The sequence below is a fragment of the Mesorhizobium sp. B1-1-8 genome (genome assembly GCF_006442795.2).
Classification (GTDB): domain Bacteria; phylum Pseudomonadota; class Alphaproteobacteria; order Rhizobiales; family Rhizobiaceae; genus Mesorhizobium.
Map to the genome: position 1 here is coordinate 2,442,407 of NZ_CP083956.1, position 23,935 is coordinate 2,466,341.

Below are 23,935 nucleotides of genomic sequence, written 5' to 3' on the forward strand. Positions count from 1 at the left end.
GCCTTCAGATCGTCGTCGAGACGTGCCGCTCGCGACCATAGAGCGAGACCAGCAGCACGATGATGAAGCCGAGCGCGGCCTGCACGGCCGAGGGCTGGAATCCGAGGCCGATCAGCAGCGTGTTGATTTCCGTCAGCACCAGCACGCCGGCGATCGTGCCGAGATAGCTGCCGCGGCCGCCGACCAATGCTGCGCCGCCGACCACCACGGCGGCGATGGTCTGGAACAGATAGGGCTGACCGACATCGCCATAGGCCGAGCCGGTGAAGCCGAGCAGCAGCACGCCCGCTACGGCGGCGAAGAACGCGCTCGCCGCATAGGTGATGACCCACATGCGAACCGGGTCGATCAGCGCCAGCGGCGCGGCGCCCGGGTTGCTGCCCAGCGCATAGAGCCGGCGCCCATAGGGTGTGCGCTCCAGCACCAGAACGACGAGCGCCGCCAGCACGACCAGGCTGGGCACCAGCCACGGAACGGGCAGGGGGCCCGCCGATCCGCCGATCGACACGAAGCTGGAGATAGCTTGCGGCGCGGAGCCGGACGGGAAGCCGGCGGTCCACAACAGCACCAGCCCTTGCACGACCATGCCGATGCCGAGCGTGACGATGAGCGGCTGGATATCGAGGCTACGTGAGATCAGACCGTTCAGCCCGCCGATGGCGAGCGCCAGCGCGCCGACGAGGCCGCAAACGACGAAAAAATTCCAGCCGTCGCCATAGAGCTGCGCGGCCACGACGTTGGCGAAACCGATGACGAAGGGAATGGACAGGTCGATGCCGCCCATGATGACGACCAGCGTCTGCCCGATCGAGGCGACGGCGAGCAGCGAGGCGAGCACCAGCATGGCGCGCACCGCGAACGGCGCCGAATAGCCTGGAATGAGAACAGTACCGCCAAGATGCAAAAGAGCCGCGACGCAGAAGGCGCCAATGACGCGGGCGTTGGTTGTCGCGAACAGGTTTCGGCCGGCGGCCATGTCAGCGTCCCCTCATGGCAAGACGTTCCTGCAGCGCGGTCAGCATGACGGCCAGCACCAATATGGCGCCATAAGCGATCTGCAGCACGAAGGTCGAGACGTTGAACGTGGTCAGCACGCTTTGCAGCAGGAAGATGTCGACGGCGCCGATCGCGGCACCGGCGATGCCACCGCGCCCGCCGGCGAGGCTGACGCCGCCGAGCGCAACGGCAGCAATGGCGATCAGCGTGTAGGTGGGGCCGATATTGGGGTCGGCCGAGCCGATCAGCGCGGTCAGCATCAGCCCGGCGCAGCCGCCGAGCAGGCCGGTCATGACATAGGCGATGAAGCGCACGCGCGTGACGTCGACGCCGGCGGTGTAGGAGGCACGGTCGTCGCTGCCGACAGCCATCAGTTGGTCGTAGTAAGGTGTACGCCGCACCAGCCACCAAGCGAGGAACATTGCCGCCAGCGGCAGCGTCGATAGGGGGCCGGACAGCGCCTTCAGCCATGCCGGCGCCGGGCCGATCGGCGCCGGCAGGATCGTCAGCGTGACGCCGGTGAGGATCAGGTAGGTGCCGAGCGTGGCGACGATCGGCTGGATGCGGATGACGGTCGCCAGAAAACCGTTTGCCGCACCGACCAGCGCGCCGATGAGCAGCGCTGCCGGGACGAGGATCACTGGCGAGGACATCCCGGCTCGCAGAAAGAGGACTTGGATCACCACGGCGTTGACGAAACCCATCAGCGGCCCGACCGAAATGTCGATGCCGCCACGGCCGGCGAGAATCACCGGCGTCGAGGCGATGGCCGCGCCGATCAGAGGGGCGGCCAGTCCGATCAAAGCGCCCCAGGATGCCGGCTGGAAACGCGCCGGGCTGAGGATGAGATTGACGGCCAGCAAGACGATCAGCAGCACGGAAGCGAAGCCGACATTTCGCCAGAGAGAAGGCAGGCGCGAAATAGGGTTCATGCCGCGCGTCCGAACATGGCGGCGATCACGCTATCGGCGTTCATCGCCTCGTCGGCGATCTCGGCCGCAATTTCGTTTTCGCGGAACACTAGAACGCGATGGCAGAGGAGCAAGATCTCCTCCATCTCGCTGGACAGGATGACGAGGCCCATGCCGTCGCCTGCCAGGCCGCGAAAGACCTCGTAAAGAACATGCCGCGTCGCCACATCGACGCCGCGCGTCGGATCGTTGAGAAGCAGGATAGCCGGCTCCAGCGCCAGCGCCCGCGCCAACAGCACCTTCTGCTGGTTGCCGCCGGAAAGCGTGGTGATCGGCGCATCGGGCTGCGGCGCTGAGATCGACAGTTTCTCGCGGTAAATGTCATAGCGCGCCTTGCGCGCCGCCGGGTTGATCAGGCCAAGCCTCGTATCGCGCGACAGCGTCGAGACGGCGAAATTGTCGAGCACCGACTGCGTCGGGAAAATGCCGTTGGCGCGCCGGTCGCGCGGCAAATAGGCAATGCCGCTGGAGACGGCCTTGCGAAAACCGACGATCCTGCGCGGCCCGCCAGGCAGGTCGAGCACGATCGACCCGCCAAGCGGTGGCGCCAGGCCGGCGAGCATTTTCAGGAACAGCTCCTGGCCGTGGCCGTCGAGGCCGGCAAGCCCGACGATCTCGCCGGGAGCGATGGCTTGCGTGACTGGGCTGGCGCCGCGTGCGATGACGAGGTCGCGGACGGCGAGGGCAGCGCGATCAGCCATGCGCCAGCTCCGCCGCCGTGCGTGGCGCCATGGCCTTCAACAGTTCAGCCGCCGTCGATGCGCCGCGCTCCTCGGTGCGCACCACGCTGCCGCCGCGCAGGATCGAGATGCGGTCCGAGAGCGACATCACCTCGTCCATACGATGGGTTATGAAGAGGATGAGACAGCCTTCGCCGGCAAGGGCGCGCATCAGCGAAAAGACGGATTCGCGGTCGGCGAAGTCGAGCGCGGCGGTGACTTCGTCGAGGATCAGGATTTTTGGATTGCGCACGACCGCACGGGCAAGAACGACCAGCTGCTGCGCGGCAAGCGGCAGCAGGCCGGCGCGCAGGTCTAGAGGCACGTCGGTGATGGCAAAACGCTTTAGCGCGGCGGATGCCCAGTCGCGACGCTCGTTGCGCGGAACGGAACGCCGGACCAGCCCGTCGAGGCCAAGCAGGATGTTGTCCGTGACGCTGCGGTCGGGTGCGATCAGCACTTCCTGGAACACCGTGGCGAAGCCTTGCGCCTGGAAGGCCGAGGGGTTGGCACCCGAAAAGGGCTTGCCGTGCAAAAAGATTGCGCCGTTGTCCGGCTGGACGATGCCGGAGAGCAGCTTCACCGTCGTGCTCTTGCCGGAGCCGTTCTCGCCCAGGATGGTGTGGATGGTGCCGGCGCGGAACGCGATCGAAGCGTCCGCGAGCGCGACCGTCTCGCCATAGCGTTTGGATATGCTTCTGATTTCAAGCATGTCGCATTTTCAAAACAGGGTTAGCCGGCTCCTAGAAAGGAGCCGGCTTGCTCAAACTCACTCGAGCCGGCGTCACTTCGCGCAGGCGTCATTTTGCACAGGCGTCTGGCACCTTCGAATAGTCCCAGCCCTTGGTCGGCGCCGGATTCGAGAAATAGGCGTCGAGCCATTCGTCCGGCATCGGATCCTTCGGCGGGATCGGGAAGATCGAGACCGCATCCGTCGTCATGCAGTCCTTGTACCAGGCGCCAAGATCGGCGCTGTGGACCGGCGGGATCGGGATCAGCAGCGTGTTCAGCTTCGGCTTCTGGCCGTCGAGCATGCGCTCGCCGACGCGAAACAGCGTCTCGGCGGTCCAGTGCGGCAGCACGGCATGGCCCTCGAAACGGTACTTGTCGGGATTGGCCTTCCAGTAGCCCAGCGCATCGCCAGTGATCGAACCGGTGATCAACGGCGCCGGCCGTCCGGCTTCGGCGAAGGCCTCGGCGACGACGCGGCTTTCGCTGCCCGTGGTCCACACCGCATCGATCGGTGCCGGATTGGTGGCGATCGCCTGCAGCACGACCGTCTTGGTGACATTGGCGGTCCAGTTGCCGTTGACGGTGCGCGCGATCTTCAGCTTCGGGTTTTCGGCCAGCGCCTTGTCGGCGCCCTGGCGTTCCTGCACCACGATCGGGTGGCCGGCAATGCCTTCTACCAAAAGGATGCTGGCGCCGTCCGGCTCGGCCTTGCCGATCGCCGTCATCATGTCATAGCCCCAGCGCGCATAGTTGGAATCGACGTTGATCGCGTTCGGGCTGGTCACCGAACCGGCCGCGGTGATGAACGGGATGCCGGCCTTGGCGGCTGCATCGATCGCATCGTCAAGCGCGGTCGCCGAGCCGGGGATCGAAGTAATAATCGAGCATTTCTTGTCGATGAAGGCGCGGATCTGGTTGATCTGCTGGCTGGCGTCGTTGTTGGAATCTGCCACTTCGAAGCTGGAAACGCTGCCGTCGGCGATGAGCCCGTCGACCAAACGCTTCAGCTCCTTGGTCACGGTGACGCGCCAGGGATTGCCCTGATAGGATTCCGAGTGGCACCATTTCCACGGCTTCGGCGGCGGGGTGAAATTGTCCCAGGCCGAAGGCAGCACCTTCTGCGGCGCGCCGTCATACTGCGCCTTGAGTTCCGTCGGCAGGCCGCCGATGACGCCTTGCACATCTTCGGCAAGGGCGGTCGTCGCAAGCGAGGCCAGAGCGGTTGCGGCCAGCAGGCCGCGGATCATGCTTTTCATTTTGTCTCCTCCGTTCGGTTTTCTTTCAGGCTCCTCCACCGGCAGCGCCGGACACCTGTGCCGGGCTACCCTCCCGGAACAAGCGATTGAGATCGGCAACGACCTGGCCGGCCCGATGCCCTGAAGTCAGGCCGTCATTGATGCGGTCGGAAGCCGCCTGCTGGAACGCCATGTAGCCGTCATGGCGCGGCCGCACCCATGCGCCTTCCAGCGTCGCGCGGGTATCCCGGTAGAAATTGCCGGTCGCCGCGTTGACGGCCTGGTCTTCCCAGGCCGCGGCATGGCCGGGCTGCCCGCCGGCCGAGGCGTATGGGCCGCGCTGAACCTCACCGCTGGATATCCAGTAGGCGAAGTCGATCGCGGCCGCTTTTGACTCTGAGAAAGCCGACACGGCGATCCCGGTGCCGCCGAGCGCCGAGCCGACCGGGCCGCCGGAACCGGTAACCGGGATGTCGGTGAATGCCAGGCGGTGCGCACGAAAGCCGGCCACCGCATAGGAGACATAGCCGTAGATCAGTGGCGCGCAGACGAACCGGGAGCCGGCCTCTGTCATGCGTTCAAAAACGGCGATCGGATCCATCGCGAAACAGGCCGGGTCGACCAGCGTGGCGATCTCACGCATGGTCTCGAAGGCCTCGCTGCCGGCCGCGACGTCGATGAGATCTCGCGACGGATCGGTGGCGCAGGGATGCCCGCGATTGCCGGCCAGCGTGAAGAAGGTCATCAGGCAATGCGGCGGCCGCAGCGGCAGCAGCACGCGGCCCTGCCGGACGAGGTCGAGCACTTCGCTCCACTTTGCAGCCGGCGCATCGAGCGCATCCGGACGCCAGACCTGGACCTGTGTCGCCGCATCGATCGGGAAGGCCCATTGCCGCCCTTGCCATGTGTAGCTCGGATAGGACCGGCCGACGCTGCCGGAGGCAAGTGCGGCACGGTCCGCTTCGCGGCCGGCGACGTCCAGCGGCTCGAGGCAGCGCTCCGCCGTGATCTGGCCGACATGCGGATGGTCGATGACGATGAGGTCGTAGGCGCGCGCCAGTTCCTCGACCGGGAAGGACTCGAAATCCTGCAGCGAGCGCTTGTCCCATTCGACCGCAACGCCGGTCCGCGCCCGCCACAGGGCCGAGCAGGCGACCATCGGATCGTAGCCGCGCGGATGGCTCCAGGTCATGCCCTTGAGCTTGAGCCTCACAGGCCGAACTCCTCGCGGATCGCGGCGCTGTGCTCACCGATGCGGGGGGCTGCCCGATCGACCTTGGTGCGGACGCCGTCGACGCGGAGGGGCGAGCTGGTGGTGAGGATGGAAACATTGTCCTCGCGCGTCACCGTCTGCAGCATATTGAGCGCCTGGAAGCCCTCGCTCGCCAGCATTTCGGGCCAGGTCAGCACCTTGGCGCACCAGATGTCGGCCGGCTCCAGAATGGCCAGCCATTCCTCGATCGTTTTGGTCGCGATCCTCTGCGCGATAATTGCCTTGATGTCGTCGCGCGCGGTAAACCAGGATGCCGGTCTGTCGCGATAGGGTGCCAGTTCCTCGAGCGACAACAGGTCGGCCAGTTTGGGGATCGGCGTCATGGCGATGGCGAGGTAGCCGTCCTTGGCCGGATAGACGCCGTAGGGCGCCGACAGATAGGCGTGCGCGCTGCGGAAACTGGAGCGCCTCGGCAAACGGCGGCCGTCATTGAGATGCGTGGTCAGCACCTCGAACTGGAAATCGACCAGCGCTTCCAAAAGGCTGGTTTCGATATGGCTGCCCTCGCCGGTGATGCCGCGCCGCACCAGCGCGGCCAGGATGCCTTGCGCGCAGGCAGCGCCCGCCAGCATGTCGCCGATAGCGAGGCCGAAGGGCACCGGCCCCTGGTCCTCGTCGCCGTTCAGCCACATGACGCCGGAACGCGACTGCGCCAGCAGGTCCTGGCCCGGCCGTTTGACCCATGGCCCTTCCTCGCCATAGCCGCTGATCGAGGCGTAGACCAGGCGCGGGTTGATCTTGCGCACAGCGCCGTAGTCGAAACCGAGCCGCTCGATGACACCCGGCCGAAAATTCTGGACCAGCACGTCGGCCTTGGCCAGCAGGCCGCGCAGTACAGCCAGGTCGGCCTCGTTTTTCAGATCAATGGCAAGGCTTTCCTTGGCCCGGTTGATCGCATGGAAGATGGTGGAATCGCCGCCGATCTCGGTGTCGCTGAGATAGAGCCGGCGCGACAGGTCGCCGCCGTCAGGGCGCTCGATCTTGATGACGCGGGCGCCGAGGTCGAGCAGCCTGAGCGAGCAATAGGGCCCGGACAGGAACTGGCTCATGTCGACGACGACGAGACCGGCGAGCGGCAATTCGGCTGCCATCGCTATTTCTCCGTCTTGCCGACGAAATCGGCCGGGTTGCGATACTTCACCGTCTGCAGATGCTCGCAATAGAGAACGAGCTCGCCTTCGCCCTTGAACACCTCATAGCTGGCGCGGATCAGCCCCATCTCCTTGTAGCGGGGCTTCTTGTCGAGGTTGGAGCGGATCGAATAGATCGTGTCGCCGATGAAGACAGGTTTTATGAAGCGCAGCTTGTCATAACCGTAGGAAAAGGCGTTGACGCAGTTGGTGGCGACCAGCCCGAGGCCAGCCGAGAAGACAAAGGCTCCGGCGATCAGCCGCTTGCCGAAAATGCCTTCGGTCTCGGCAAACATCTGGTCCTGCACGTAAGGGTGGATGTCGAGCACCAGCGTGTTGAACAGATAGCTGTCGCCTTCGGCCATGGTTCGCCGCAACGAGCGGATTTTGTGGCCGACCGGCCAGTCTTCGTAGAACCAGTTTTCGGCGTTCCACACCGGCAGGGCAGCGTGATCCTCGGGCATATTTTTAGGGTATGTCGAGGCGACGCCGACCGTCGGGGCGAAGTCGGTCATGAACGACTCCGCAGGCGCTGCGCCAGGCACGGCAGCAGGGCGTGAGCATGCATCAACGCGTCGAAAAGCACGACGTCTTCCTCCCGTCAATCTTCTTTTGTAAATAGTATTTTCACATATGGGGTTGCGTTGCAAGCGACTACAGGCGAAATTTTGGCCGCTCCCGCGCGCCGAAGCGCCGCGGGGCAGGGAGGAAAAACATGGCGAACGGTCATCTGGTTTTTGTCGGCAGCCTGAACCGCGAGGCGCCGTATTTTCAGGGCGCGCGCGGCCTCGGTCTCAGCGTCTACAGTTTTGACGAAAGCACGCTGGAGATACAAAAGCTGGCCGAGACCAATGACGTCGACAATCCGACATTCCTGTCGGTGACTTCGGACGGCTCCCGCCTCTATGCCAATTCGGAAGTGTTCACCTGGCGCGAAGGGACCGTGTCGGCTTACAGCTTCGACCGCGCCTCGAGCACGCTGGGCTATCTCAACAAGCAGCCGTCTCTGGGCAGCATCACCGCGCACAACACCATTACGCGTGACGGCACCAAGCTGCTGGTCGCCAATTACGGCATGGGCAAGGGCGGCCCGGATCGGGCAGTGGCGGTCTATGGCTTTGATAAGGACGGTGCCCTGTCGCCGCCTTTGGCCAGCGTTTCGCATAAAGGCACCGGTCCGAATACGGCGCGGCAGGAGCGCTCGCACGCCCACAGCGTGACGGAGACGATCGCCGGTGGGACGGCGATCGTCGCCGACCTCGGCATAGACCGGTTGGTGTGCTATCGGATCGAGCGCGATGGCGGCCTGACCAGGCTCGCCGAATCCGCATTGGCGCCAGGCGCCGGCCCGCGTCATATAGCCTTGCATCCGAACGGACGCTTCGTCTTCATCATGAACGAGTTGGATTCGACTGTTGTATCGATGGCTCTCGACGCCACAGGCAGGTTGTCGCTGATCGATGCCAAGCCGGCGGTGCCGGCCGAGGCGCGCGACGGCAACCACTGCGCCGATATCCAGATCGCGCCGGACGGGCGCTTCATCTATGGCTCCAACCGTGGCCACGACAGCGTCGTCATCATGGCGGTCGACCAGCAGACCGGCGCCCTGGGCTTGGTCGACTACATCCCTTGCGGCGGCGCGACCCCGCGCAATCTGGCGCTGACGCCGTCTGGCGGTCATCTGTTCTCCGCCAACCAGAATGCCGACCGCATCTCGATCTTCGCCCGCGACGCCGACAGCGGCATGCTGACCGATACCGGGAGGGCGATCGAGATCGGCACGCCGATGTGCGTCAAGATCGTGCGTTGAGCGCTTGCGCCCTCAGCCATGATCAGATGGTGTTGTCGGACCGGCTAAATCTGGCCGCCAGCGCGATTGATGCATTTTATATGGACTGCGCAATTTGGCGATAAAGCTTTCGCAAACATGCAACAAAAGAATAAACTGGCGTATGTTCTAACATAATGCTGTTTGTTATAATTAAGTTACTTCTAAAATAGCCGACGCTCACTCTGACTATTAATCATTTTCCAAATTCTGCCCGAAATATGGCATTTTTTCCTTGCTATGAGCAGATTTCGGATGCAGTTTTTGGCAATGGCAACCGCGTAGCGGGATTGTTTATTGGCATGCTTGGGCGGATGGGCGCTAAGCATGGAGAGTGAAATCGACACTCGTTGGTGCGCCTCCCCCTGGGGAGCTTCCCCTCGACGCAAGAGATTACGACAGCAAGCCTAAGTCGTCGAATGGCCTGTAGCTCACTCATTTCGAGAGCCGGCGAAGCTCTGTCCTTCTCGGATGGGCGCAATCAGCATCAGATCGGAAGGCGCCTGTCGGGCGACGGCGATTCCGGCTGATACACACCCCGCAGATACCAAACGGAGGACAAACTATGAAAACCGCGATATTGACTGCCGTGCTGTTTGTGTCGATGCCGGCTTTCGCATTCGCCCAGGACGAATGCTATAGCAATGCCAAGGACCAGGCCAGCATGGACCAGTGTGCCGACGCTGCGTTCAAGAAATCCGACAAGCAGCTCAACGAACTTTATAAGCAGATAGAAGCGCGCCTCAAGGACGACGCGGACACCAAAAAGCTTCTGATTCAAGCCCAGCGCGACTGGGCCAAATTTCGCGACGCCGAGTGCGATTTCCAGACCGCCGGGGCGGCTGGAGGAAGCATGATGCCAATGCTGGTCGCGCAATGCATGGGCGGCCTGACACAATCCCGCGTCGAGGCCTTCGAAGGCTACCTGAACTGCAAGGAAGGGGACATGAGCTGCCCCATTCCGGCAGCTGCCGCTCCGTAACGCCTAAAGCATGTCTCCCGAAAGTGTGCAGCGGTTTCGGGACAAAGACATGCTAAACATCAAAGACTTAAAGAATGTCACGTGATCCTTTTTCACGCGACATGCTTGAAAGAGCCTTACCGTCTACTGCGAGCCGGCCCTGAAAGGTCTGAAGAAGGCGCGGATATCGCCGGCGAGCAGTTCCGGTTGCTCCATAGCCGCAAAGTGACCGCCCTTTGCCATCTGCGTCCAACGCACCAAATTATAGCATCGCTCAACCCAGCTGCGCGGCGGCATGGGCAGTTCATGCGGAAACATCGCCACCGCGGTTGGCGGCGTGATGCGGTCGCCGGCAACAAAATGCAACGGGCGCCGGCGGCCCTCCTTGTAGAGACGAAGAGAAGAAGCAAGCGTCCCGCTAAACCAGTAGAGCGAGATTTCCGTCAGCAGGTCGTCCAGGGTAAACGCCCGCGTCACATCGCCATCGCAGTCGCTCCAGGAGCGGAACTTCTCCACCATCCACGCCGCGAGGCCGACCGGCGAGTCCGTCAATGCATAAGCCAGGGTTTGCGGCTTGGTGCCGTGCTGATGCGCGTAGGCGCCCTCGGCATCGGTCCATTTGGCGGAGTTTTCGAGGAAAGCCTGCTCCTCCTCCGAGACGGGCGCCAGCCCGCCGCCAAGCGGCGGTCGATAGCTTCCCGGGATGTAGTTGAGGTGCAGCGCGATCACGTCCTCGGGGAACCGGTGCGCCAGCCAGGTCGAAACGCCCGCGCCGATGTCGCCCCCTTGCAGGCCGAAACGATTATAGCCGAGACCTGCCATGAGCTTGTGCCACAGCTCGGCGATATGATGCGGCCCGACGCCGGGCTGCCTCGGTGCGTCCGAGAAGCCATAACCAGGCAGAGACGGCACGACGACATGGAAGGCGTCCATGGCGTCTCCACCATGCGATGCCGGATCGGTCAACAGCGGTACGATCTTCTCCATCTCGAAGAAGGAACCCGGCCAGCCATGGGTGAGCACCAGCGGAATCGGCGATGGGCCGTTGCCCCGCTGATGGATAAAGTGGATCGAGAGCGAATCGATGTCGGCAAGAAACTGAGGCAGCCGGTTCAGCCTGGCTTCCTGCGCGCGCCAGTCGAACCGGTCGCGCCAGTAGGCGATCAGTCTTTTGAGAAAAGCGAGACTGGCACCGTCATCCCAGCTTTCCGCGTCGAGAGCCGACGGCCACCTGACCGCATCAAGCCGCATCCGAAGGTCCGTGAGTGCATCGTCGTCGATCGCAATCCGGAATGGACGAACATGCATGAAGCGGACCCCAAGGTTGGGTCGAGACCATGGCAGAACGTCGGGAAGGTGGCAATTCGCCGGGAGCGGCGCGTGTCCGCGAGGCTTGCAATCACGCCGGATCTTGCAAATTGTTGCGCCTGTCAGGAAGCGCCGGCCTTTACATCCACGCGATCGAGCAAAGCGAGCAATCCTTGCAGAATCCTGATCGGCGGCGGCGGGCAACCGCCGATATGCAGATCCACGGGTATCACCTCGGATATTCCGCCGACGATGGCATAGCTTCCTGCGAAGCAGCCGCCGTCCTTTGCGCAATCGCCGATCGAGACCACCCATTTGGGATTGGGCGTTGCGTCATAGGTTCGCTTCAGCGCCTCGCGCATGTTCCTGGTGACCGGTCCCGTGACCATCAGCACATCGGCATGACGTGGCGAAGCCACAAAACGGATACCGAAGCGCTCGATGTCGTAAAAAGCATTGTTGAGCCCATGCATTTCAAGCTCGCAGCCGTTGCAGGAACCTGCGTCGACCGCACGGATCGACAGGCTTCGCCCGAGCCGCTTGCGGGCGGCGCCGTCGAGCGCGCGGGCGAGTTCATCGATCGCCGACTGGTCCGCCTCTGGCGGCATCTCGGTGAGAGGAGGCCACATCAGGCCCTGGAAGAGGTGCTTGCGCATGACAACCTGTCTTGGAGCCAAATGAGCCTAGAGATCATGGCCGGAATAGGAGCAGTTGAACGACTTGTTGCAGAGCGGAAAGTCGGCAACGATGTTTTCCTCGATCGCTGCTTCAATGAGCGGCCATTGGAACCACGACGGATCGCGTAGGCGACATCGCTCGACCACACCGTTTTCAGCCATACGGAGCCAGACCAGAACGTCGCCCCGAAATCCCTCGACGAGCGCCAGTCCCTCACGCGGCTCGCCCGCGTCCGCGACATCGACGCGGATAGGGCCGTCCGGCAGCCGTTCCAGGATTTGTTCGACCAGGGACAGGCTCTGCTCGACCTCGCGGATGCGTATCCAGACGCGTGCGTTCACGTCGCCCTCCTGAAGCAGGGGCACATCGAAGGCGAGCTCGCCATAGGGCGGATAGCCAAGATTGCGCCGCGCGTCGAAATCCCGGCCGGAGGCTCGTCCGACAAAGCCGCCCGCACCGTATTGCCGTGCCAGACCGGCCTTGAGCCGACCGGTGGCGACGGTGCGGTCCTGCAGCGATGCGGTGTTGTCGTAAAGTTCGACCAGAGCGGGGAAGCGTCGCCTGATTTCCACGATCAATGCGCGAACAGCGTTCGTCCCTTCATCGTCGAGGTGGCCCGTTACCCCGCCCGGCACGATTCGATCGCGCATCAAACGATGGCCGAAGGCGGTGTCGTTTGCGCGCAGCACGCGCTCGCGCAGCACGCCGCAATGCGCATGCATGAGTGCGAAGGAAGCGTCGTTGCAAATGGCTCCGATATCGCCCAGATGATTGGCCAGACGCTCCAGCTCGGCCATAAGCGCGCGCAACCACACGGCGCGCGGCGGCGGCTCGACGCCCAATGCCGCTTCGGCCGCGCGGGCAAAGGCAAAAGAATATGCCACCGTGCTGTCGCCGGAAACCCTGCCTGCCAGCCTGGCGGATTGGTCGAGCGTCGACCCCGTCATCAGGCCCTCAATGCCCTTGTGCACATAGCCGAGGCGTGCCTCAAGCCGGACGACCGTTTCGCCGCTCGCCGTGAACCGGAAATGCCCCGGCTCGATTATGCCGGCATGCACGGGGCCGACAGGGATCTGGTGCAGGCTCTCTCCTTCAACGGGCAGGAAATGATAGGAATGCGCAGCGGCGGCCGCAGTCTGAGAATGCGCTGCCAGCGGATGGCTGACGCCCCATTGGCCGTGATCCAGCCACGGCCGGGTGTCGGGCAAACCCTGCGGCAGGAGCCCGAACAGATCGGCGGCCGCACGCTCAAGACGTATTGCGGGCGGATGCAGCCGGCCGACCGATGGATAACGGCCGTCCGGGCATTCGAGGCTGACGACCCCGACGTTCCCGGCATTTTCGTCGAGAAGCGCCATATGGACAGCTCCCGGCTCGCCCCAGAGATCGAGCAGGCTCCAGTCGTTCTCGACCAGCTGTTCGATGGCATAGCTCCAGATTTTCGGGGCAACCGCGGCGCGCGCCCAAGGCATGTGATTGTCGACGCGGCGGCCGGCCAGGATGAGATCGATCAGCGCGGGCACGGTTCTTCCCTTCCTTCATCCAAGAATGTCGGCGATATGCTGGAACCATGAGACCAGCGGCGGCGGCAGATAGATGCCGGCTGCAAACACCAGCATCAGATGGGAATACATCGGCACGTAGGACGCCTCGGCGGGCGCCGTGTTGCCGTGCGGCGCGCCGAAGGCAGCACCTGTCAGTCGCAGCAACAGTGCGCCAAAAGCGACCAGAAGCCCGAAAACCAGAGGAATGGCCAGAAACGGCTGCCTCGCAAATGTCGAGCTCACCACCAGGAATTCACTCATGAAAATGCCGAGCGGCGGCAGGCCGGCAATGGCGACGACGCCAACGACCAGTGCCCAGCCAAGCCCGGGATGGGTTTCCGTAAGTCCCCGTATGTCGGCGATCCTTTGCGTGCCCTTGATCTGGGCGATGTGACCCACCGCGAAAAATATGGCCGACTTGGTCAGGCTGTGCATGACCATGTGCAGCAGGCCGGCAAAGTTGGCGAGCGGGCCTCCCATGCCAAAGGCAAACACGATGATGCCCATATGTTCGATCGAGGAATACGCGAACAGGCGTTTGATGTCGCGGCGGCGGTAGAGCATGAAGCCGGCGAAAATCAACGAGGCGAGGCCCATCGCGATCATCAATGGTCCAGGTGCTATCGCGTCCGGGCTTGCGGCGAGCAGCAACTTGAAGCGCAGCACGGCATAGAGGGCAACGTTGAGGAGCAAGCCCGACAGCACCGCGGAAATCGGCGTCGGACCTTCGGCATGCGCGTCTGGAAGCCAGGCATGCAAAGGGGCAAGTCCGACTTTCGTTCCGTAGCCGAGCAACAGGAAGATGAATGCGACGTTGAGCAGGGCCGCGTCGAAGTCCTTGGCCCGCCCGATAAGCACCGTCCAGACCATCGCGTTCGTCCCTTCGCCGACCACTGGTTGGGCGGCCATGTAGACGAGGATGGTGCCGAACAGCGCCAATGCGATGCCGACGCTGCCGAGGATGAAATATTTCCAGGCCGCTTCCAGCGCCTCGTGCGTGCGGTAGATACCGACCATGAGCACGGTGGATAACGTGGCAAGCTCGACTGCCACCCACATCAGACCGATGTTGTTCGAGACGAACGCCAGGTTCATGCCGAACAACATGATTTGGTACATCGCGTGGTAGAACCGCAGGTTTGTCGGCGTCAGCCGTCCAGTGTCCAGTTCGTGCGAGATATAGGAGGCGCTGAAGACGCTGGTGGTGAAACCGACGAACGTGTTGAGCACGATGAAAACGATATTGAGATCGTCGACCAGCAGGTATTGACCCGGCTCCGGCCGATCCATGACGAAGAGCGACAGCGCGGCGAGCAGGGTAAGAAAGCTCGCGGCGACGTTGACCTTCGCACTCACCTTGTAGTTCGGCAGCGTTGCCAGAAGGGCGGCCGCGCCGATGGGAACCAGCAATATGGCGGCTACCGCGTCGAAGGGAGGAAGCCCGGTCATTGGCGTTCCCCCCGGTATTCGTCAAGCGCACCGACATCGACCGAGTCGAACCGTTCGCGAATGCGGAACAGGAAGACGCCGATGACGATGAAGGCAATCAGGATCGAGAAGGCGACACTGATCTCGACGACGAGCGGCATGCCCTTTGCACCCGTGGCTGCCAGAACCAGGCCGTTCTCCAGCGACATGAACCCGACAACCTGACTGACGGCATTGCGCCGGGTGACCATCACCAGCAGCCCAAGCAGGATGATGGACAGCGCGAACGCCAGATCCTCGCGGGCAAGCGGATCGGCAGCGGCCGTGACCCGCAGCATCAGCACCATGGACAGGGCCACCAGGCCAATTCCGGCGAGCATCGTCGGGCCGATGCCGACGGCAGTCTCGATGTCGCGGTGGATGCCCAACTGCTGAATGATACGGTGAAGCCCGACGGGAATGACGATCGCCTTGAAGACGAGCGCGATCGCCGCCGTCACATAAAGATGGTGCGCGTCCTGGATGTAGGCCTGCCAGGCGACGGAAAGCGCGAGAACGACTGCGTGAAGCGCAAAGACATTGATCAGCGCAAAGAGGCGGTCCTGATAGAGCATCATGAAGCTGACCAGCACCAGGCTGCCGGCGAGCAAATGGGCGATGTCGAATGTGAGGCCGTTCATCAGAGGCTCCGCGAGACGAACAGCAGGAGCGTGCCGAGCAGGGCCAGCATCAGCGCCGCCCCCAGGAAATCCGGAACCCGGAAGACGCGCATCTTGGCGATAGCGGTTTCGAACACGGCAAGCAGAACGCCGCCCGCGGCGAGCTTGCCGACATAGGCTACGATGCCGAAAACATAAGGCGTCGGTCCGGCGCCGGCGGCAGCCAGTCCCCAGGGAACGAAGACACAGGAAATCAGCGACACATAAAGCAGGAGCTTGAGTGACGCGGCGAGCTCGATCATCGCCAGGTGGCGGCCGGAATATTCCAGCACCATCGCCTCGTGGACCATCGTGAGCTCAAGATGCGTTGCCGGGTTGTCGACCGGTATGCGGGCGTTCTCGGCGATTGCCACCATGACGAGAGCGATGAGCGACATCCCGAGCGAGACGCGCAATCCAACTTCGGACGAGCTCATGAAAGCCGCCACAGTGGACAGTTGGGTGGCTCCCGCAACCAGCGCCAGGCTGAACACGATGAGCAGCATGGCGGGTTCGGCCAGCGATGCGATCATGACCTCACGACTGGAACCGATGCCGCCAAAGCTGGTGCCGACATCCATCCCCGCCAGGGCCAGGAAGAAGCGCGCGCTGCCGAGAAGGGCGACGATGGCGATCAGATCGGCGGTCCAGCTGAAGGTGAGGCCGGTCGCGAAGGTAGGAATGAGCGCGGCTGCAACCCAGGTGGCGGCAAAGATCAAGTAGGGCGTCACCCGGAACAGCCACGATGCGTTGTGCGCCAGGACGACCTCCTTGCGCATCAGCCGTATCAGATCGCGATAAGGTTGGACGAGGGGAGGACCCCGGCGCCGCTGCAGCCTTGCCTTTACCTTGCGCACGAAGCCGGTCAGCAGCGGTGCGAGCGCCAGCACCAGCACCATCTGCGCTCCCTGCACGATCAAGGCGAGGATCAGGGCCATAGCGCGAGTACCAGGAGTAAGGCGACGAGGTAGAGAAAGACCAGGGTCAGGTAGCGCCGGATCGTCAGAAACTGGAGATGGTTGAGCCGGTCGGTTGCAAAGCCGACGGCACCGGTGAGCGGCTGATAGAGCCTCTCCCAGATGAGATCGTGCATCTCGACATCCAGGCGGGCCGGTCCGGTCCCGCCAGGCGGCGGCATGTCGACCTTTTCCCGTGCGCGAAATGCATATGTGCCGAAGACCCGACGAATGGGTTGCGCGAAGCTCACTGCCGTGTATTGCGCCGCCGGCGTCACATCCGTGAAGCCGCAACTCCAGGCGGGACCACGACGAAGCGCACGCGATGCGAAGCGATGGATCGCAAGCGCCGCCAGCGATGCCGAAAACGCGATGAAGACAAATACCAGCAAGCCGTTGTAGGAACTGCGGCTCTCGGCGATCGGGACGATCGACAGCCATGGCTGTGCCATCTGGACCGGCATGCGGTTGCCGACGAGCGAAAGCGTCACCGATGACAGGCCGTCTATGACAAGCCCCGGCAGGATGCCGGCAAGCAGGCAAAGCACCGCGAGGATGAACATCGCCGCCAGCGAGAGGCGATCGACTTCATGCGCCTGTTCGACCACCGCAGTCCGCGCCCGGCCGAGGAAAGTTATCCCGAACGCCTTTACGAAGCAGGCCGCTGCCAAGGCCGCCGATAACGCCAGCAGGCCGCCTACGGCGGGCACGATGACCTTCAGGCCCCATTGCGGCAGGTCGGGGCTTTGCAATATTGCCTGGAAGGCCAGCCATTCCGAAACGAAGCCGTTGAAGGGCGGCAGCGCGGAGATCGCGACACAGCCGATGAGAAAGACGAAGCTGGTGAGAGGCATGTTGTGGATAAGGCCGCCCAGCTTCTCCATGTTGCGCTCGCCGGTCGCCGTCAGCACGGCGCCGGCGCCGAAGAAAAGCAGACTTTTGAAGAATGAGTGGTTGAGAACGTGGAAGAGCGCCGCGGTCAGCGCCAGTGCCGAGGCCAGCGGCATCGCGTTCGCCTTGAAGGCGAGCGCCAGACCAAGGCTTACAAAAATGACGCCGATATTCTCGATCGTGCTGTAGGCGAGGAGACGCTTGAGGTCCTTTTCCATCAAAGCGTAGAGGATGCCCAGAACCGCGGTCAGGCCTCCAAGGGCGAGCACGACCACGCTCGACCACCATGTCGGCGCGCCGAGCAGGTCGAAAACGACGCGAATGAAGCCGTAGACGGCAACCTTGGTCATGACGCCGCTCATCAGCGCCGAAACGTGACTTGGCGCTGCGGGGTGAGCCAGGGGCAACCAGACGTGCAAGGGAACGAGGCCAGCCTTGGATCCTGCGCCGAGCAGCACGAGGACCAGGACAATCGTGGCGACGAGCGGGGTGGGTCCGACGGCGCGCATCGCTTCGAACGTGTAGTTCCCGCCTGGTCCCGACAGCAGACCGAAAGCGAGCAGCAACGCCAGCGTGCCGAAGCTCGCCATCAGCAGATAGATGAAGCCGGCTCTTGTGTTGGCCTGTTCGCGATGATGCGCCATGACCAGGGCCCACGAGGCGAGCGACATGAACTCCCATGAGAGCAGGAAGGTGAAGGCATCGTCCGCCAGCACGACCATATTCATCCCGGCGAGGAACGCGGGAAAGAACGGCAGCACCCGATGCGGCGCGGGCTCGTGACGGCCATAGCCAAGCCCGTAGAGGCTGGCGACCGTGGCGCCGAGATTGACGACGACGAGAAAGAAACCCGAGAGCGCGTCCAGGCGGAAATGCGCGCCGATCCAGGGTAGGCCAAGCGGTAGCGTGACAGCCGATATGGCGCCCGGATCGGCAGCAAGGCGGCTTATTGCAATCGCGAATGCCAGGGCCGAGCAATAAAGGGTCGCGCCGTAGACCAGACTGGTTGCGCGGTCCTTTCGACCGGCGGCGACAGCAAATACGGCGATCCCCAGAAATGCGGCGACACTCCACAAAAGGAGCGCGACAGCCGAAATCACGCCACGCTCCTCACATTGGCTTCCGCATCACGGTCGCCCAAAATTCGGGCGGGATTGAAATCCGCCTTTAGCCTCACGCCGCGCCCGCCCGCGACGCTCGCCGCGCCTTCGCCGATCAGTTCGACGCCGGCGCTGTCGAGCGCCGCTATCAACTTCATCAGGGAATCGACGTTGCCGCGGATCACTCCGTCGCTGGCCTCCATGCGCTGGATCGTCGGCACCGAGAGGTCGGACAACTCGGCCAGCTTGCGCTGATCGATGCCAAGGAGCGCCCGTGCGGCCCGCAACTGAGGAGCAGTTATCACGCTCGCTCTCCCATAGATCAAGTCTCAGGCATGGTCTCTACAAGTTGCAGCATATATAGAAATGCGCCACAGTCAACTACTGATGGCTGAGATATCATTATTAATGGCAGGTGACGCGAACTAAGCCTCCGTCCCCAAGGAACCAAACTCAGCCAGGACGATTGGCGGACGGCCGGTCGCCGCCGGGCTTCCGGGGCGCTTCCGGCCTGACAATTATGGGATTTCGAGCATGTCTCCCGAAAGTGTGCAGCGGTCTCGGGACAAAGACATGCTTCAGGCAAGGGGCTGGCTCGCCGCCGGCCCTTGCGCATTCTGGATCCGCTTACAGCGGTACTTCGGCTCCCTGCCGCAATCCCGTCGCGACGACCGACACCCTGAATTTCCCGGCCAGCGCCTGGTCGAATATGGCGCCGACAATGATGTCGGCATCAGCGTCGACCTCTTCGCGTATGCGGGTGGCGGCCTCGTCGACTTCGAACAGCGTCATGTCGTTGCCCCCGGAGATCGAGACGAGGACGCCCTTGGCGCCGATCATGGAAGCTTCGTCCAGCAGAGGGTTTGCAATGGCAGCCTCGGCAGCCTTCTTGGCGCGGCCTTCGCCCGTGGCTTCGCCGGTTCCCATCATTGCGCGGCCCATGTCGCGCATTACCGACTTCACATCGGCGAAATCGAGATTGATCAGGCCCTCCTTGACGATGAGATCGGTGATGCAGCCGACGCCCGAGTAAAGGACGCGATCGGCCATGGCGAAGGCATCGGCAAATGTCGTCTTGGCGTCGGCGATCCTGAAGAGGTTCTGGTTCGGGATGACGATCACCGTATCGGCGCATTCGCGAAGCCGCTCGATGCCTTCCTGGGCCGACTGCATGCGGCGCTTCCCCTCGAAGGTAAACGGTTTGGTGACGACCGCCACCGTCAGGATTCCGGCTGCGCGCGCAGCATTCGCGATGACGGGCGCAGCGCCGGTTCCAGTCCCGCCTCCCATGCCTGCGGTCACGAAACACATGTGCGTTCCCGCAAGGTGGTCCATGATTTCGTCGATCGATTCTTCTGCCGCGGCGCGCCCTACTTCGGGCAGCGAGCCGGCGCCCAAGCCTTCCGTGATGTGAGCCCCCAATTGGATCCGCCTCGACGCTTTCGACATCGCGAGCGCCTGTGCGTCGGTATTGGCGACGATGAACTCGGCGCCCTGCAGCTTCTCGGCAATCATGTTGTTGATCGCGTTTCCACCACCACCGCCGACACCGACGACCGTTATCTGCGGCCTCATTTCCGAAATTGCAGGCCGTGTCGCGGTGTTCATCGCCGTGTCTCCTTGGAATGCACCTGGCGTATTGTTTTCCAGGTACGGCGCGATCCTTTGGACACGCCAAGAGCAGAATCAGGCTCTATAGCCTCGGTATAGGGAAACAGAGGGTGGACCTGGCTGCAAGCCAAGATGTGGCGCGTCATGCCCGCTCCGGACTGATCGGCGCGCCGATGTGCGTCAGCCGGCTCACATGTGCGTCGACCAGCCCGGGCAGCAGCAGGCAGCCCGAAGCATCGACGTTCGTCCTGGCCCGACATGATGCTGGCCTCAATTCCGGCCGATGTGGTCGGCCAAAGGACCGAGAGCAGCGACCAGGGCCCTGCCGCTCTCCAGCGTCGCGTTCTCGTGCGGGGCGCGCAGGTTCAGCCAGCGGCTGTCGCCGGATTTCACCGCCAGCACGGCCTTCATCGCCAGGATGAGGCCGGCGTCCTGGATGATTTTGCGGAACGCCTTGATCGCCGCATCCGCCTCGGCGGTGTCCTGTCCCGCCAACGTCGCGTCGTAGAGGGCGCGGATCGCCCTGGCATTCAGGTTGACCGTCGCCGAGATGCATCCGGCTGCGCCGCCGGCGAGCCCCTTGGTCAGTTGCGCTTCCGAGCTCGGGAAGACCGAAACGTTGCGCGCGGCGGCGATGACGGCGGCGGTATTGTTCCAGTCGCCGGCGCTGTCTTTGTAAGCGACGACGGTGTCGGGAAACGCCTCGTTCAGCCGGGCGGTGAGGGCAGGGCTCACCGGCACGCCGGAATTCTGCGGGATGTGATAGAGGATCACGCGCAGCGCCGGGCTCGCCACCCGCTCGATCAGTTCGCTGTAATAGCGCGCCTGGCCGTTGTCGCCGACGGCCGTGTAGAAGAACGACGGCAGCACCATGACGCCGGCGCAGCCGAGGCGCGCCGCATGGGCCGACAGCTCGACGGTTTCGGGCAGCGCGGTGACGCCGGTGCCGGGCATCAGCCGGCCAGGCGAAATGCCGGCGTCGACCAGCCACTCCAGCGCCTCGATGCGTTCGCGCAGCGACAGCGACAGCGCCTCGCCGGTGGTGCCGAACGGCGACAGGAAATGCGCGCCCTGATCCAGCACCCATTTGGCATGCGCTATCCAGAGGTCGCGCGCGATGCCGCCGTCGTTTTCGAACGGCGTCAATATCGGCGCTATGGTTCCTTGCGGGCGGGTCATATCAGTCCTTTTGCGTGAGGCATACCGGTGCGGTGCGGCCACCGCGCGGGCAAAGTAGGCCAATGCGGTGTTGTCGAAAAGCACATCGAAGCCGGCCTGCGATCGGAGCGTAACAGTCTGCGGGGTAAGGCTGTCGGAACCTCCTGATTGCCCGGGGATTACGCATTGGCAAAGCAAGGATGTCCGAGATGCCTTCCACCGCCATCCGCAACACGTATTACGATCCGTCGACCAAGACCCTGTCGGTGTGGTTCGTCCCGAGCGGCAACCGCTATGATTACGAGGAGGTGGAACCAGAGACCTATGCGGCTTTCAAGGCGGCCTCTTCGAAAGGACGGTTCTTCAACGAATTCGTGCGCGACCGCTACAAGTTTCGTCTGGTCGAGCAGGGGGCGCCTGATCGGTCGCTTCGCAATGGCCAAGCACCCAGTCAGAAAGCGTTCATCAAACGAACGCTGGGACGTGGCGGGTAAGCTGGAACCGGGGGATTAGACCTCGTCGAACCGGCTTCCTTCCTTCGAGGGATCCCGCGACAGCGCGCGTTCTTCCTCGTCATCCGGCAAGGCTTCATCGCTGTTCTGATAGGGGTTGTCGTCGTCTTCCTCGGGAAGGGCGCCTTCCGCTTCGACGTCATCCTGCGGATCGCTATTCACGACGACGCTGTCGGGGAGAATTCTGCTGCCCTCGATGTCGTCCCGATCCTGCTGTTCGATGGTCGGAGCCTCGGCTTCATCCTGTTTTGCGGATCGTTGCTTGTTGCGCGGTTCCATCCCGTTCTCCAATGCTGACGCTTGCACGCGTTTTGCTCCATTCAAGGAACCGCCGAGCGGATCAGTTGTTCCTTCGGCTATTCGGCAAACCGCTCCGGGCCCGCCTTCCGATCCTTGCTGCGGGAGAAGACATCGCGGTTCGAACCTACTCGATCTGTTCGAAGGTGCATTGGCGCGGCGCTTTGTCGGGCCGCCAGCGCAACAATTTTGTGCCGTGCCGGAAGCGGTCACCGGTGACATGGTCGAAGCGGACCTCGACGACGAGTTCCGGCCGCACGGGCTCCCATTCTCCGCTGCGTTCCGTGCTCCAGCGGCTCGGCCCGCCAGGCGCCTTGCCGGTGAAGCCGGGAGGTTCGCGCAATTTTTCCAGCTTGTCGGTGATCGCCGGACGCTCGTCATTGCCTATGGTCGAAGTGAAGCCGACATGGTCGAGCAAGCCGCTGTCGTTGTAGAGACCAAGCAGCAGCGAGCCGACCTGCCGCCTGGCGCTGAGATAGCGGAATCCACCGACCACGCAGTCGGCCGTGCGCAGGCGCTTGACCTTGATCATGGCGCGCTCGCCCGGCTGATAGGGCTCCGACAGCGCCTTGGCGACCACGCCATCCGTGGAGCCGTGACCGGCGCCTTGCAGCCATCGCTTGGCGGTCGCAAGACTTGTCGTGGAAGGCGAAAGCCGCATGGCCGGGCGGTCAGATTTGGCGGCCAAGTCTTCGACAGCCGCTCGTCGCTCAGGCAGCGATCTTTCGAGCAGGATCTTGCCACCTGGTGCTGCCAGCATATCGAACAGGATCAGCTGCGCAGGTATTTCCTGGCTCAGCTTGCGGATGCGGCTCTCCGCCGGATGAAGCCGCATTTGCAGGGCGTCGAACGAAGCCCGCCCGTCAATCTCGATCACGATTTCGCCGTCGATGACGAAATCTCTTGCGTCGAATTCGCGCAACATGGCTGTCAGTTCGGGAAAATAGCGGCCGAGCGGCTTGCCGGATTTGGCCCTGAGATCGACGGCTGCGCGCCCCTTGAAGGCAAGGCAGCGAAAGCCATCCCATTTCGGCTCGTATTGCCAAACACCATTGTCATCCGGCAGCAAGTCGGCGGTCCGGGCTTCCATCGGAGGCGTGTCCAGCGGCAGCGGGAATGTGTCGGCCGCTGCCTTTACCATCGCTCTTCCGTTCCACGGTGATGCCTTGGGTGGAAATCTCGGTTCCCGTCCATCCCGTTGGAACGTTCGACCGGAAATCTGGTTGCCGGCTCAGGAGGAACGAGTGCCAAGGGGTGGCGTTCAACCGAGGCCATGCTGGAGTCGAATTGATGTCCTTTCCGGGCTTGACCTATGGTCCTTTGGGCGACCACTGCGCGCATCTCTGCGTCGACATGCAAAAACTGTTCGCCGAACCATCGGAATGGGCGACGCCCTGGATCACCCGCGTCCTTCCGAAGATCGTCGGCCTGGTCGAGAGGAAAGCGGAGCAAACAATCTTCACCCGTTTCCTGCCCGCTGAAAGGCCTGGCCAGGGTGCCGGCACCTGGAAGCGCTATTACGAGCGATGGGCGTCGATGACGATTGAGAAGGTCGGCCCCGAGATGGCCGAACTGCTGCCGCCGCTGTCTTCCCTCTGCCCGCCGGCGCTGGTCATCGACAAGCACGTCTATTCGCCCTGGCCGGAAGGCAGGCTGCAGGCGGTGCTCGCCGAGCGCCGGATCGATACGCTGGTCGTCACCGGTGGCGAAACCGATGTCTGCGTGCTGGCCACCGTGCTGGGCGCGATCGATATCGGCTATCGCGTCGTGCTGGTCACCGATGCGCTTTGCAGCTCTTCGGACGCGACGCACGATGCACTCATGACGGTCTACCATCAACGCTTCGCGCAACAGGTGGAAACGGTCGAAATGGAAGCCGTTCTCTTGGCCTGGAGCTGATCGAGACTGG

At 63.2% G+C, this 23,935-nt stretch carries 25 protein-coding genes; 5 read left to right on the forward strand and 20 right to left on the reverse strand.

Going from position 1 to position 23,935, the window contains the following annotated elements; translation table 11 throughout:
- Positions 1-4 precede the first annotated feature (4 nt).
- The 8 genes from FJ974_RS11960 to FJ974_RS11995 form a co-directional block, all read right to left on the reverse strand.
- Positions 5-976, reverse strand: coding sequence for an ABC transporter permease (locus tag FJ974_RS11960; protein ID WP_140537034.1), 972 nt, complete (start codon positions 974-976; stop codon positions 5-7).
- Position 977: 1 nt separating this feature from the next.
- A complete protein-coding gene (locus FJ974_RS11965) occupies positions 978-1,928 on the reverse strand; it encodes an ABC transporter permease (RefSeq protein ID WP_140537031.1) in 951 nt (316 codons plus the stop codon).
- On the reverse strand, positions 1,925-2,668 hold the full coding sequence (locus FJ974_RS11970) for an ATP-binding cassette domain-containing protein (RefSeq protein ID WP_140537029.1): 744 nt from the start codon (positions 2,666-2,668) through the stop codon (positions 1,925-1,927). Before FJ974_RS11970 ends, FJ974_RS11965 begins: the two co-directional genes overlap by 4 nt.
- Entirely contained in the window at positions 2,661-3,398 is a 738-nt protein-coding gene (locus FJ974_RS11975; protein ID WP_140537027.1) for an ATP-binding cassette domain-containing protein, read from the reverse strand. The genes FJ974_RS11970 and FJ974_RS11975 overlap by 8 nt, the downstream gene beginning before the upstream one ends.
- 88 nt (positions 3,399-3,486) lie before the next feature.
- Positions 3,487-4,674 carry an ABC transporter substrate-binding protein gene (locus tag FJ974_RS11980; RefSeq protein ID WP_140537024.1) on the reverse strand — a complete coding sequence of 396 codons (1,188 nt, stop codon included), beginning with the start codon at positions 4,672-4,674 and terminating at the stop codon, positions 3,487-3,489.
- A gap of 25 nt (positions 4,675-4,699) precedes the next feature.
- A complete protein-coding gene (locus tag FJ974_RS11985; RefSeq protein WP_140537182.1) occupies positions 4,700-5,845 on the reverse strand; it encodes an extracellular solute-binding protein in 1,146 nt (381 codons plus the stop codon).
- 17 nt (positions 5,846-5,862) lie between these two features.
- The gene (locus FJ974_RS11990) at positions 5,863-7,017 is read right to left on the reverse strand and encodes a CaiB/BaiF CoA transferase family protein (RefSeq protein WP_413468340.1); all 1,155 of its coding nucleotides are present in this window, start codon (positions 7,015-7,017) and stop codon (positions 5,863-5,865) included.
- Positions 7,018-7,019: 2 nt separating this feature from the next.
- The gene (locus tag FJ974_RS11995; RefSeq protein WP_140537022.1) at positions 7,020-7,571 is read right to left on the reverse strand and encodes a MaoC family dehydratase; all 552 of its coding nucleotides are present in this window, start codon (positions 7,569-7,571) and stop codon (positions 7,020-7,022) included.
- A 200-nt stretch (positions 7,572-7,771) separates the two neighbouring features.
- Between FJ974_RS11995 and FJ974_RS12000 the strand changes: the two genes are divergently transcribed.
- Complete coding sequence (locus FJ974_RS12000) at positions 7,772-8,866, forward strand: lactonase family protein (protein WP_140537019.1); 1,095 nt, start codon at positions 7,772-7,774, stop codon at positions 8,864-8,866.
- A gap of 583 nt (positions 8,867-9,449) precedes the next feature.
- Positions 9,450-9,866, forward strand: coding sequence for a lysozyme inhibitor LprI family protein (locus FJ974_RS12005; protein WP_140537016.1), 417 nt, complete (start codon positions 9,450-9,452; stop codon positions 9,864-9,866).
- Positions 9,867-9,989: 123 nt separating this feature from the next.
- On the opposite strand, the gene FJ974_RS12010 is transcribed toward FJ974_RS12005, so the two are convergent.
- Genes FJ974_RS12010 through FJ974_RS12020 form a run of 3 tightly spaced genes read right to left on the reverse strand, consistent with a single transcriptional unit; the run spans position 9,990 to position 13,189 of the window.
- Entirely contained in the window at positions 9,990-11,357 is a 1,368-nt protein-coding gene (locus FJ974_RS12010) for an epoxide hydrolase family protein (RefSeq protein ID WP_226891575.1), read from the reverse strand.
- Positions 11,276-11,809, reverse strand: a complete 534-nt coding sequence (locus FJ974_RS12015; RefSeq protein ID WP_140537014.1) for an NADH-quinone oxidoreductase subunit B family protein — start codon at positions 11,807-11,809, stop codon at positions 11,276-11,278. Before FJ974_RS12015 ends, FJ974_RS12010 begins: the two co-directional genes overlap by 82 nt.
- 27 nt (positions 11,810-11,836) lie before the next feature.
- Positions 11,837-13,189 (reverse strand): NADH-quinone oxidoreductase subunit C, encoded by a 1,353-nt coding sequence (locus tag FJ974_RS12020; RefSeq protein ID WP_226891577.1) that lies wholly within the window; start codon positions 13,187-13,189, stop codon positions 11,837-11,839.
- Between FJ974_RS12020 and FJ974_RS12025 the strand changes: the two genes are divergently transcribed.
- A complete protein-coding gene (locus FJ974_RS12025; protein WP_226891578.1) occupies positions 13,190-13,405 on the forward strand; it encodes a hypothetical protein in 216 nt (71 codons plus the stop codon).
- Here the strand turns inward: FJ974_RS12025 and FJ974_RS12030 are convergent.
- The 7 genes from FJ974_RS12030 to FJ974_RS12060 all read right to left on the reverse strand — a co-directional run bounded on the left by FJ974_RS12030 (position 13,370) and on the right by FJ974_RS12060 (position 21,238).
- Entirely contained in the window at positions 13,370-14,824 is a 1,455-nt protein-coding gene (locus FJ974_RS12030; protein WP_140537009.1) for a hydrogenase 4 subunit F, read from the reverse strand. The genes FJ974_RS12025 and FJ974_RS12030 overlap by 36 nt on opposite strands.
- On the reverse strand, positions 14,821-15,483 hold the full coding sequence (locus FJ974_RS12035; RefSeq protein ID WP_140537006.1) for a hydrogenase-4 component E: 663 nt from the start codon (positions 15,481-15,483) through the stop codon (positions 14,821-14,823). Before FJ974_RS12035 ends, FJ974_RS12030 begins: the two co-directional genes overlap by 4 nt.
- Entirely contained in the window at positions 15,483-16,439 is a 957-nt protein-coding gene (locus FJ974_RS12040) for a respiratory chain complex I subunit 1 family protein (protein ID WP_140537004.1), read from the reverse strand. The genes FJ974_RS12035 and FJ974_RS12040 overlap by 1 nt, the downstream gene beginning before the upstream one ends.
- Positions 16,430-18,448: a hydrogenase 4 subunit B gene (gene hyfB / locus FJ974_RS12045; RefSeq protein WP_413468341.1), complete on the reverse strand. Its 2,019-nt coding sequence runs from the start codon at positions 18,446-18,448 to the stop codon at positions 16,430-16,432. The genes FJ974_RS12040 and hyfB overlap by 10 nt, the downstream gene beginning before the upstream one ends.
- Entirely contained in the window at positions 18,445-18,753 is a 309-nt protein-coding gene (locus tag FJ974_RS12050) for a helix-turn-helix domain-containing protein (protein WP_140537001.1), read from the reverse strand. Before FJ974_RS12050 ends, hyfB begins: the two co-directional genes overlap by 4 nt.
- Before the next feature lie 322 nt (positions 18,754-19,075).
- Positions 19,076-20,056 (reverse strand): cell division protein FtsZ, encoded by a 981-nt coding sequence (ftsZ, locus tag FJ974_RS12055; protein ID WP_140536999.1) that lies wholly within the window; start codon positions 20,054-20,056, stop codon positions 19,076-19,078.
- A 273-nt stretch (positions 20,057-20,329) separates the two neighbouring features.
- Complete coding sequence (locus FJ974_RS12060) at positions 20,330-21,238, reverse strand: dihydrodipicolinate synthase family protein (protein WP_140536996.1); 909 nt, start codon at positions 21,236-21,238, stop codon at positions 20,330-20,332.
- A 188-nt stretch (positions 21,239-21,426) separates the two neighbouring features.
- Here FJ974_RS12060 and FJ974_RS12065 point away from each other — a divergent pair, with 188 nt between their 5' ends.
- Positions 21,427-21,711: a KTSC domain-containing protein gene (locus tag FJ974_RS12065; RefSeq protein ID WP_140536994.1), complete on the forward strand. Its 285-nt coding sequence runs from the start codon at positions 21,427-21,429 to the stop codon at positions 21,709-21,711.
- A 15-nt stretch (positions 21,712-21,726) separates the two neighbouring features.
- Here FJ974_RS12065 and FJ974_RS12070 read toward each other — a convergent pair whose 3' ends face one another.
- Complete coding sequence (locus tag FJ974_RS12070) at positions 21,727-22,008, reverse strand: hypothetical protein (RefSeq protein ID WP_140536991.1); 282 nt, start codon at positions 22,006-22,008, stop codon at positions 21,727-21,729.
- A 145-nt stretch (positions 22,009-22,153) separates the two neighbouring features.
- Positions 22,154-23,167, reverse strand: coding sequence for an ATP-dependent DNA ligase (locus tag FJ974_RS12075; RefSeq protein WP_140536988.1), 1,014 nt, complete (start codon positions 23,165-23,167; stop codon positions 22,154-22,156).
- 149 nt (positions 23,168-23,316) lie between these two features.
- Between FJ974_RS12075 and FJ974_RS12080 the strand changes: the two genes are divergently transcribed.
- Positions 23,317-23,925, forward strand: a complete 609-nt coding sequence (locus FJ974_RS12080) for a cysteine hydrolase family protein (RefSeq protein WP_140536986.1) — start codon at positions 23,317-23,319, stop codon at positions 23,923-23,925.
- Positions 23,926-23,935: the final 10 nt, after the last annotated feature.

What these genes read in the sequence shown, in the direction of transcription:
- FJ974_RS12015 (WP_140537014.1), bottom strand. Translation starts at nt 11,809, where the DNA reads ATGCGCAAGCACCTCTTCCAGGGCCTGATGTGGCCTCCTCTCACCGAG.
- FJ974_RS12020 (WP_226891577.1), bottom strand. Translation starts at nt 13,189, where the DNA reads ATGGCGCTTCTCGACGAAAATGCCGGGAACGTCGGGGTCGTCAGCCTC.
- FJ974_RS11985 (WP_140537182.1), bottom strand. Translation starts at nt 5,845, where the DNA reads ATGACCTGGAGCCATCCGCGCGGCTACGATCCGATGGTCGCCTGCTCG.
- FJ974_RS12060 (WP_140536996.1), bottom strand. Translation starts at nt 21,238, where the DNA reads ATGACCCGCCCGCAAGGAACCATAGCGCCGATATTGACGCCGTTCGAA.
- FJ974_RS12080 (WP_140536986.1), top strand. Translation starts at nt 23,317, where the DNA reads ATGTCCTTTCCGGGCTTGACCTATGGTCCTTTGGGCGACCACTGCGCG.
- FJ974_RS12065 (WP_140536994.1), top strand. Translation starts at nt 21,427, where the DNA reads ATGCCTTCCACCGCCATCCGCAACACGTATTACGATCCGTCGACCAAG.
- FJ974_RS12025 (WP_226891578.1), top strand. Translation starts at nt 13,190, where the DNA reads ATGGACAGCTCCCGGCTCGCCCCAGAGATCGAGCAGGCTCCAGTCGTT.
- FJ974_RS11995 (WP_140537022.1), bottom strand. Translation starts at nt 7,571, where the DNA reads ATGACCGACTTCGCCCCGACGGTCGGCGTCGCCTCGACATACCCTAAA.
- FJ974_RS12040 (WP_140537004.1), bottom strand. Translation starts at nt 16,439, where the DNA reads ATGGCCCTGATCCTCGCCTTGATCGTGCAGGGAGCGCAGATGGTGCTG.
- FJ974_RS12000 (WP_140537019.1), top strand. Translation starts at nt 7,772, where the DNA reads ATGGCGAACGGTCATCTGGTTTTTGTCGGCAGCCTGAACCGCGAGGCG.
- FJ974_RS11960 (WP_140537034.1), bottom strand. Translation starts at nt 976, where the DNA reads ATGGCCGCCGGCCGAAACCTGTTCGCGACAACCAACGCCCGCGTCATT.
- ftsZ (WP_140536999.1), bottom strand. Translation starts at nt 20,056, where the DNA reads ATGAACACCGCGACACGGCCTGCAATTTCGGAAATGAGGCCGCAGATA.
- FJ974_RS11975 (WP_140537027.1), bottom strand. Translation starts at nt 3,398, where the DNA reads ATGCTTGAAATCAGAAGCATATCCAAACGCTATGGCGAGACGGTCGCG.
- FJ974_RS11980 (WP_140537024.1), bottom strand. Translation starts at nt 4,674, where the DNA reads ATGAAAAGCATGATCCGCGGCCTGCTGGCCGCAACCGCTCTGGCCTCG.
- FJ974_RS12035 (WP_140537006.1), bottom strand. Translation starts at nt 15,483, where the DNA reads ATGAACGGCCTCACATTCGACATCGCCCATTTGCTCGCCGGCAGCCTG.
- FJ974_RS12030 (WP_140537009.1), bottom strand. Translation starts at nt 14,824, where the DNA reads ATGACCGGGCTTCCTCCCTTCGACGCGGTAGCCGCCATATTGCTGGTT.
- FJ974_RS12075 (WP_140536988.1), bottom strand. Translation starts at nt 23,167, where the DNA reads ATGGTAAAGGCAGCGGCCGACACATTCCCGCTGCCGCTGGACACGCCT.
- FJ974_RS11990 (WP_413468340.1), bottom strand. Translation starts at nt 7,017, where the DNA reads ATGGCAGCCGAATTGCCGCTCGCCGGTCTCGTCGTCGTCGACATGAGC.
- FJ974_RS12005 (WP_140537016.1), top strand. Translation starts at nt 9,450, where the DNA reads ATGAAAACCGCGATATTGACTGCCGTGCTGTTTGTGTCGATGCCGGCT.
- FJ974_RS11970 (WP_140537029.1), bottom strand. Translation starts at nt 2,668, where the DNA reads ATGGCTGATCGCGCTGCCCTCGCCGTCCGCGACCTCGTCATCGCACGC.
- FJ974_RS11965 (WP_140537031.1), bottom strand. Translation starts at nt 1,928, where the DNA reads ATGAACCCTATTTCGCGCCTGCCTTCTCTCTGGCGAAATGTCGGCTTC.
- FJ974_RS12070 (WP_140536991.1), bottom strand. Translation starts at nt 22,008, where the DNA reads ATGGAACCGCGCAACAAGCAACGATCCGCAAAACAGGATGAAGCCGAG.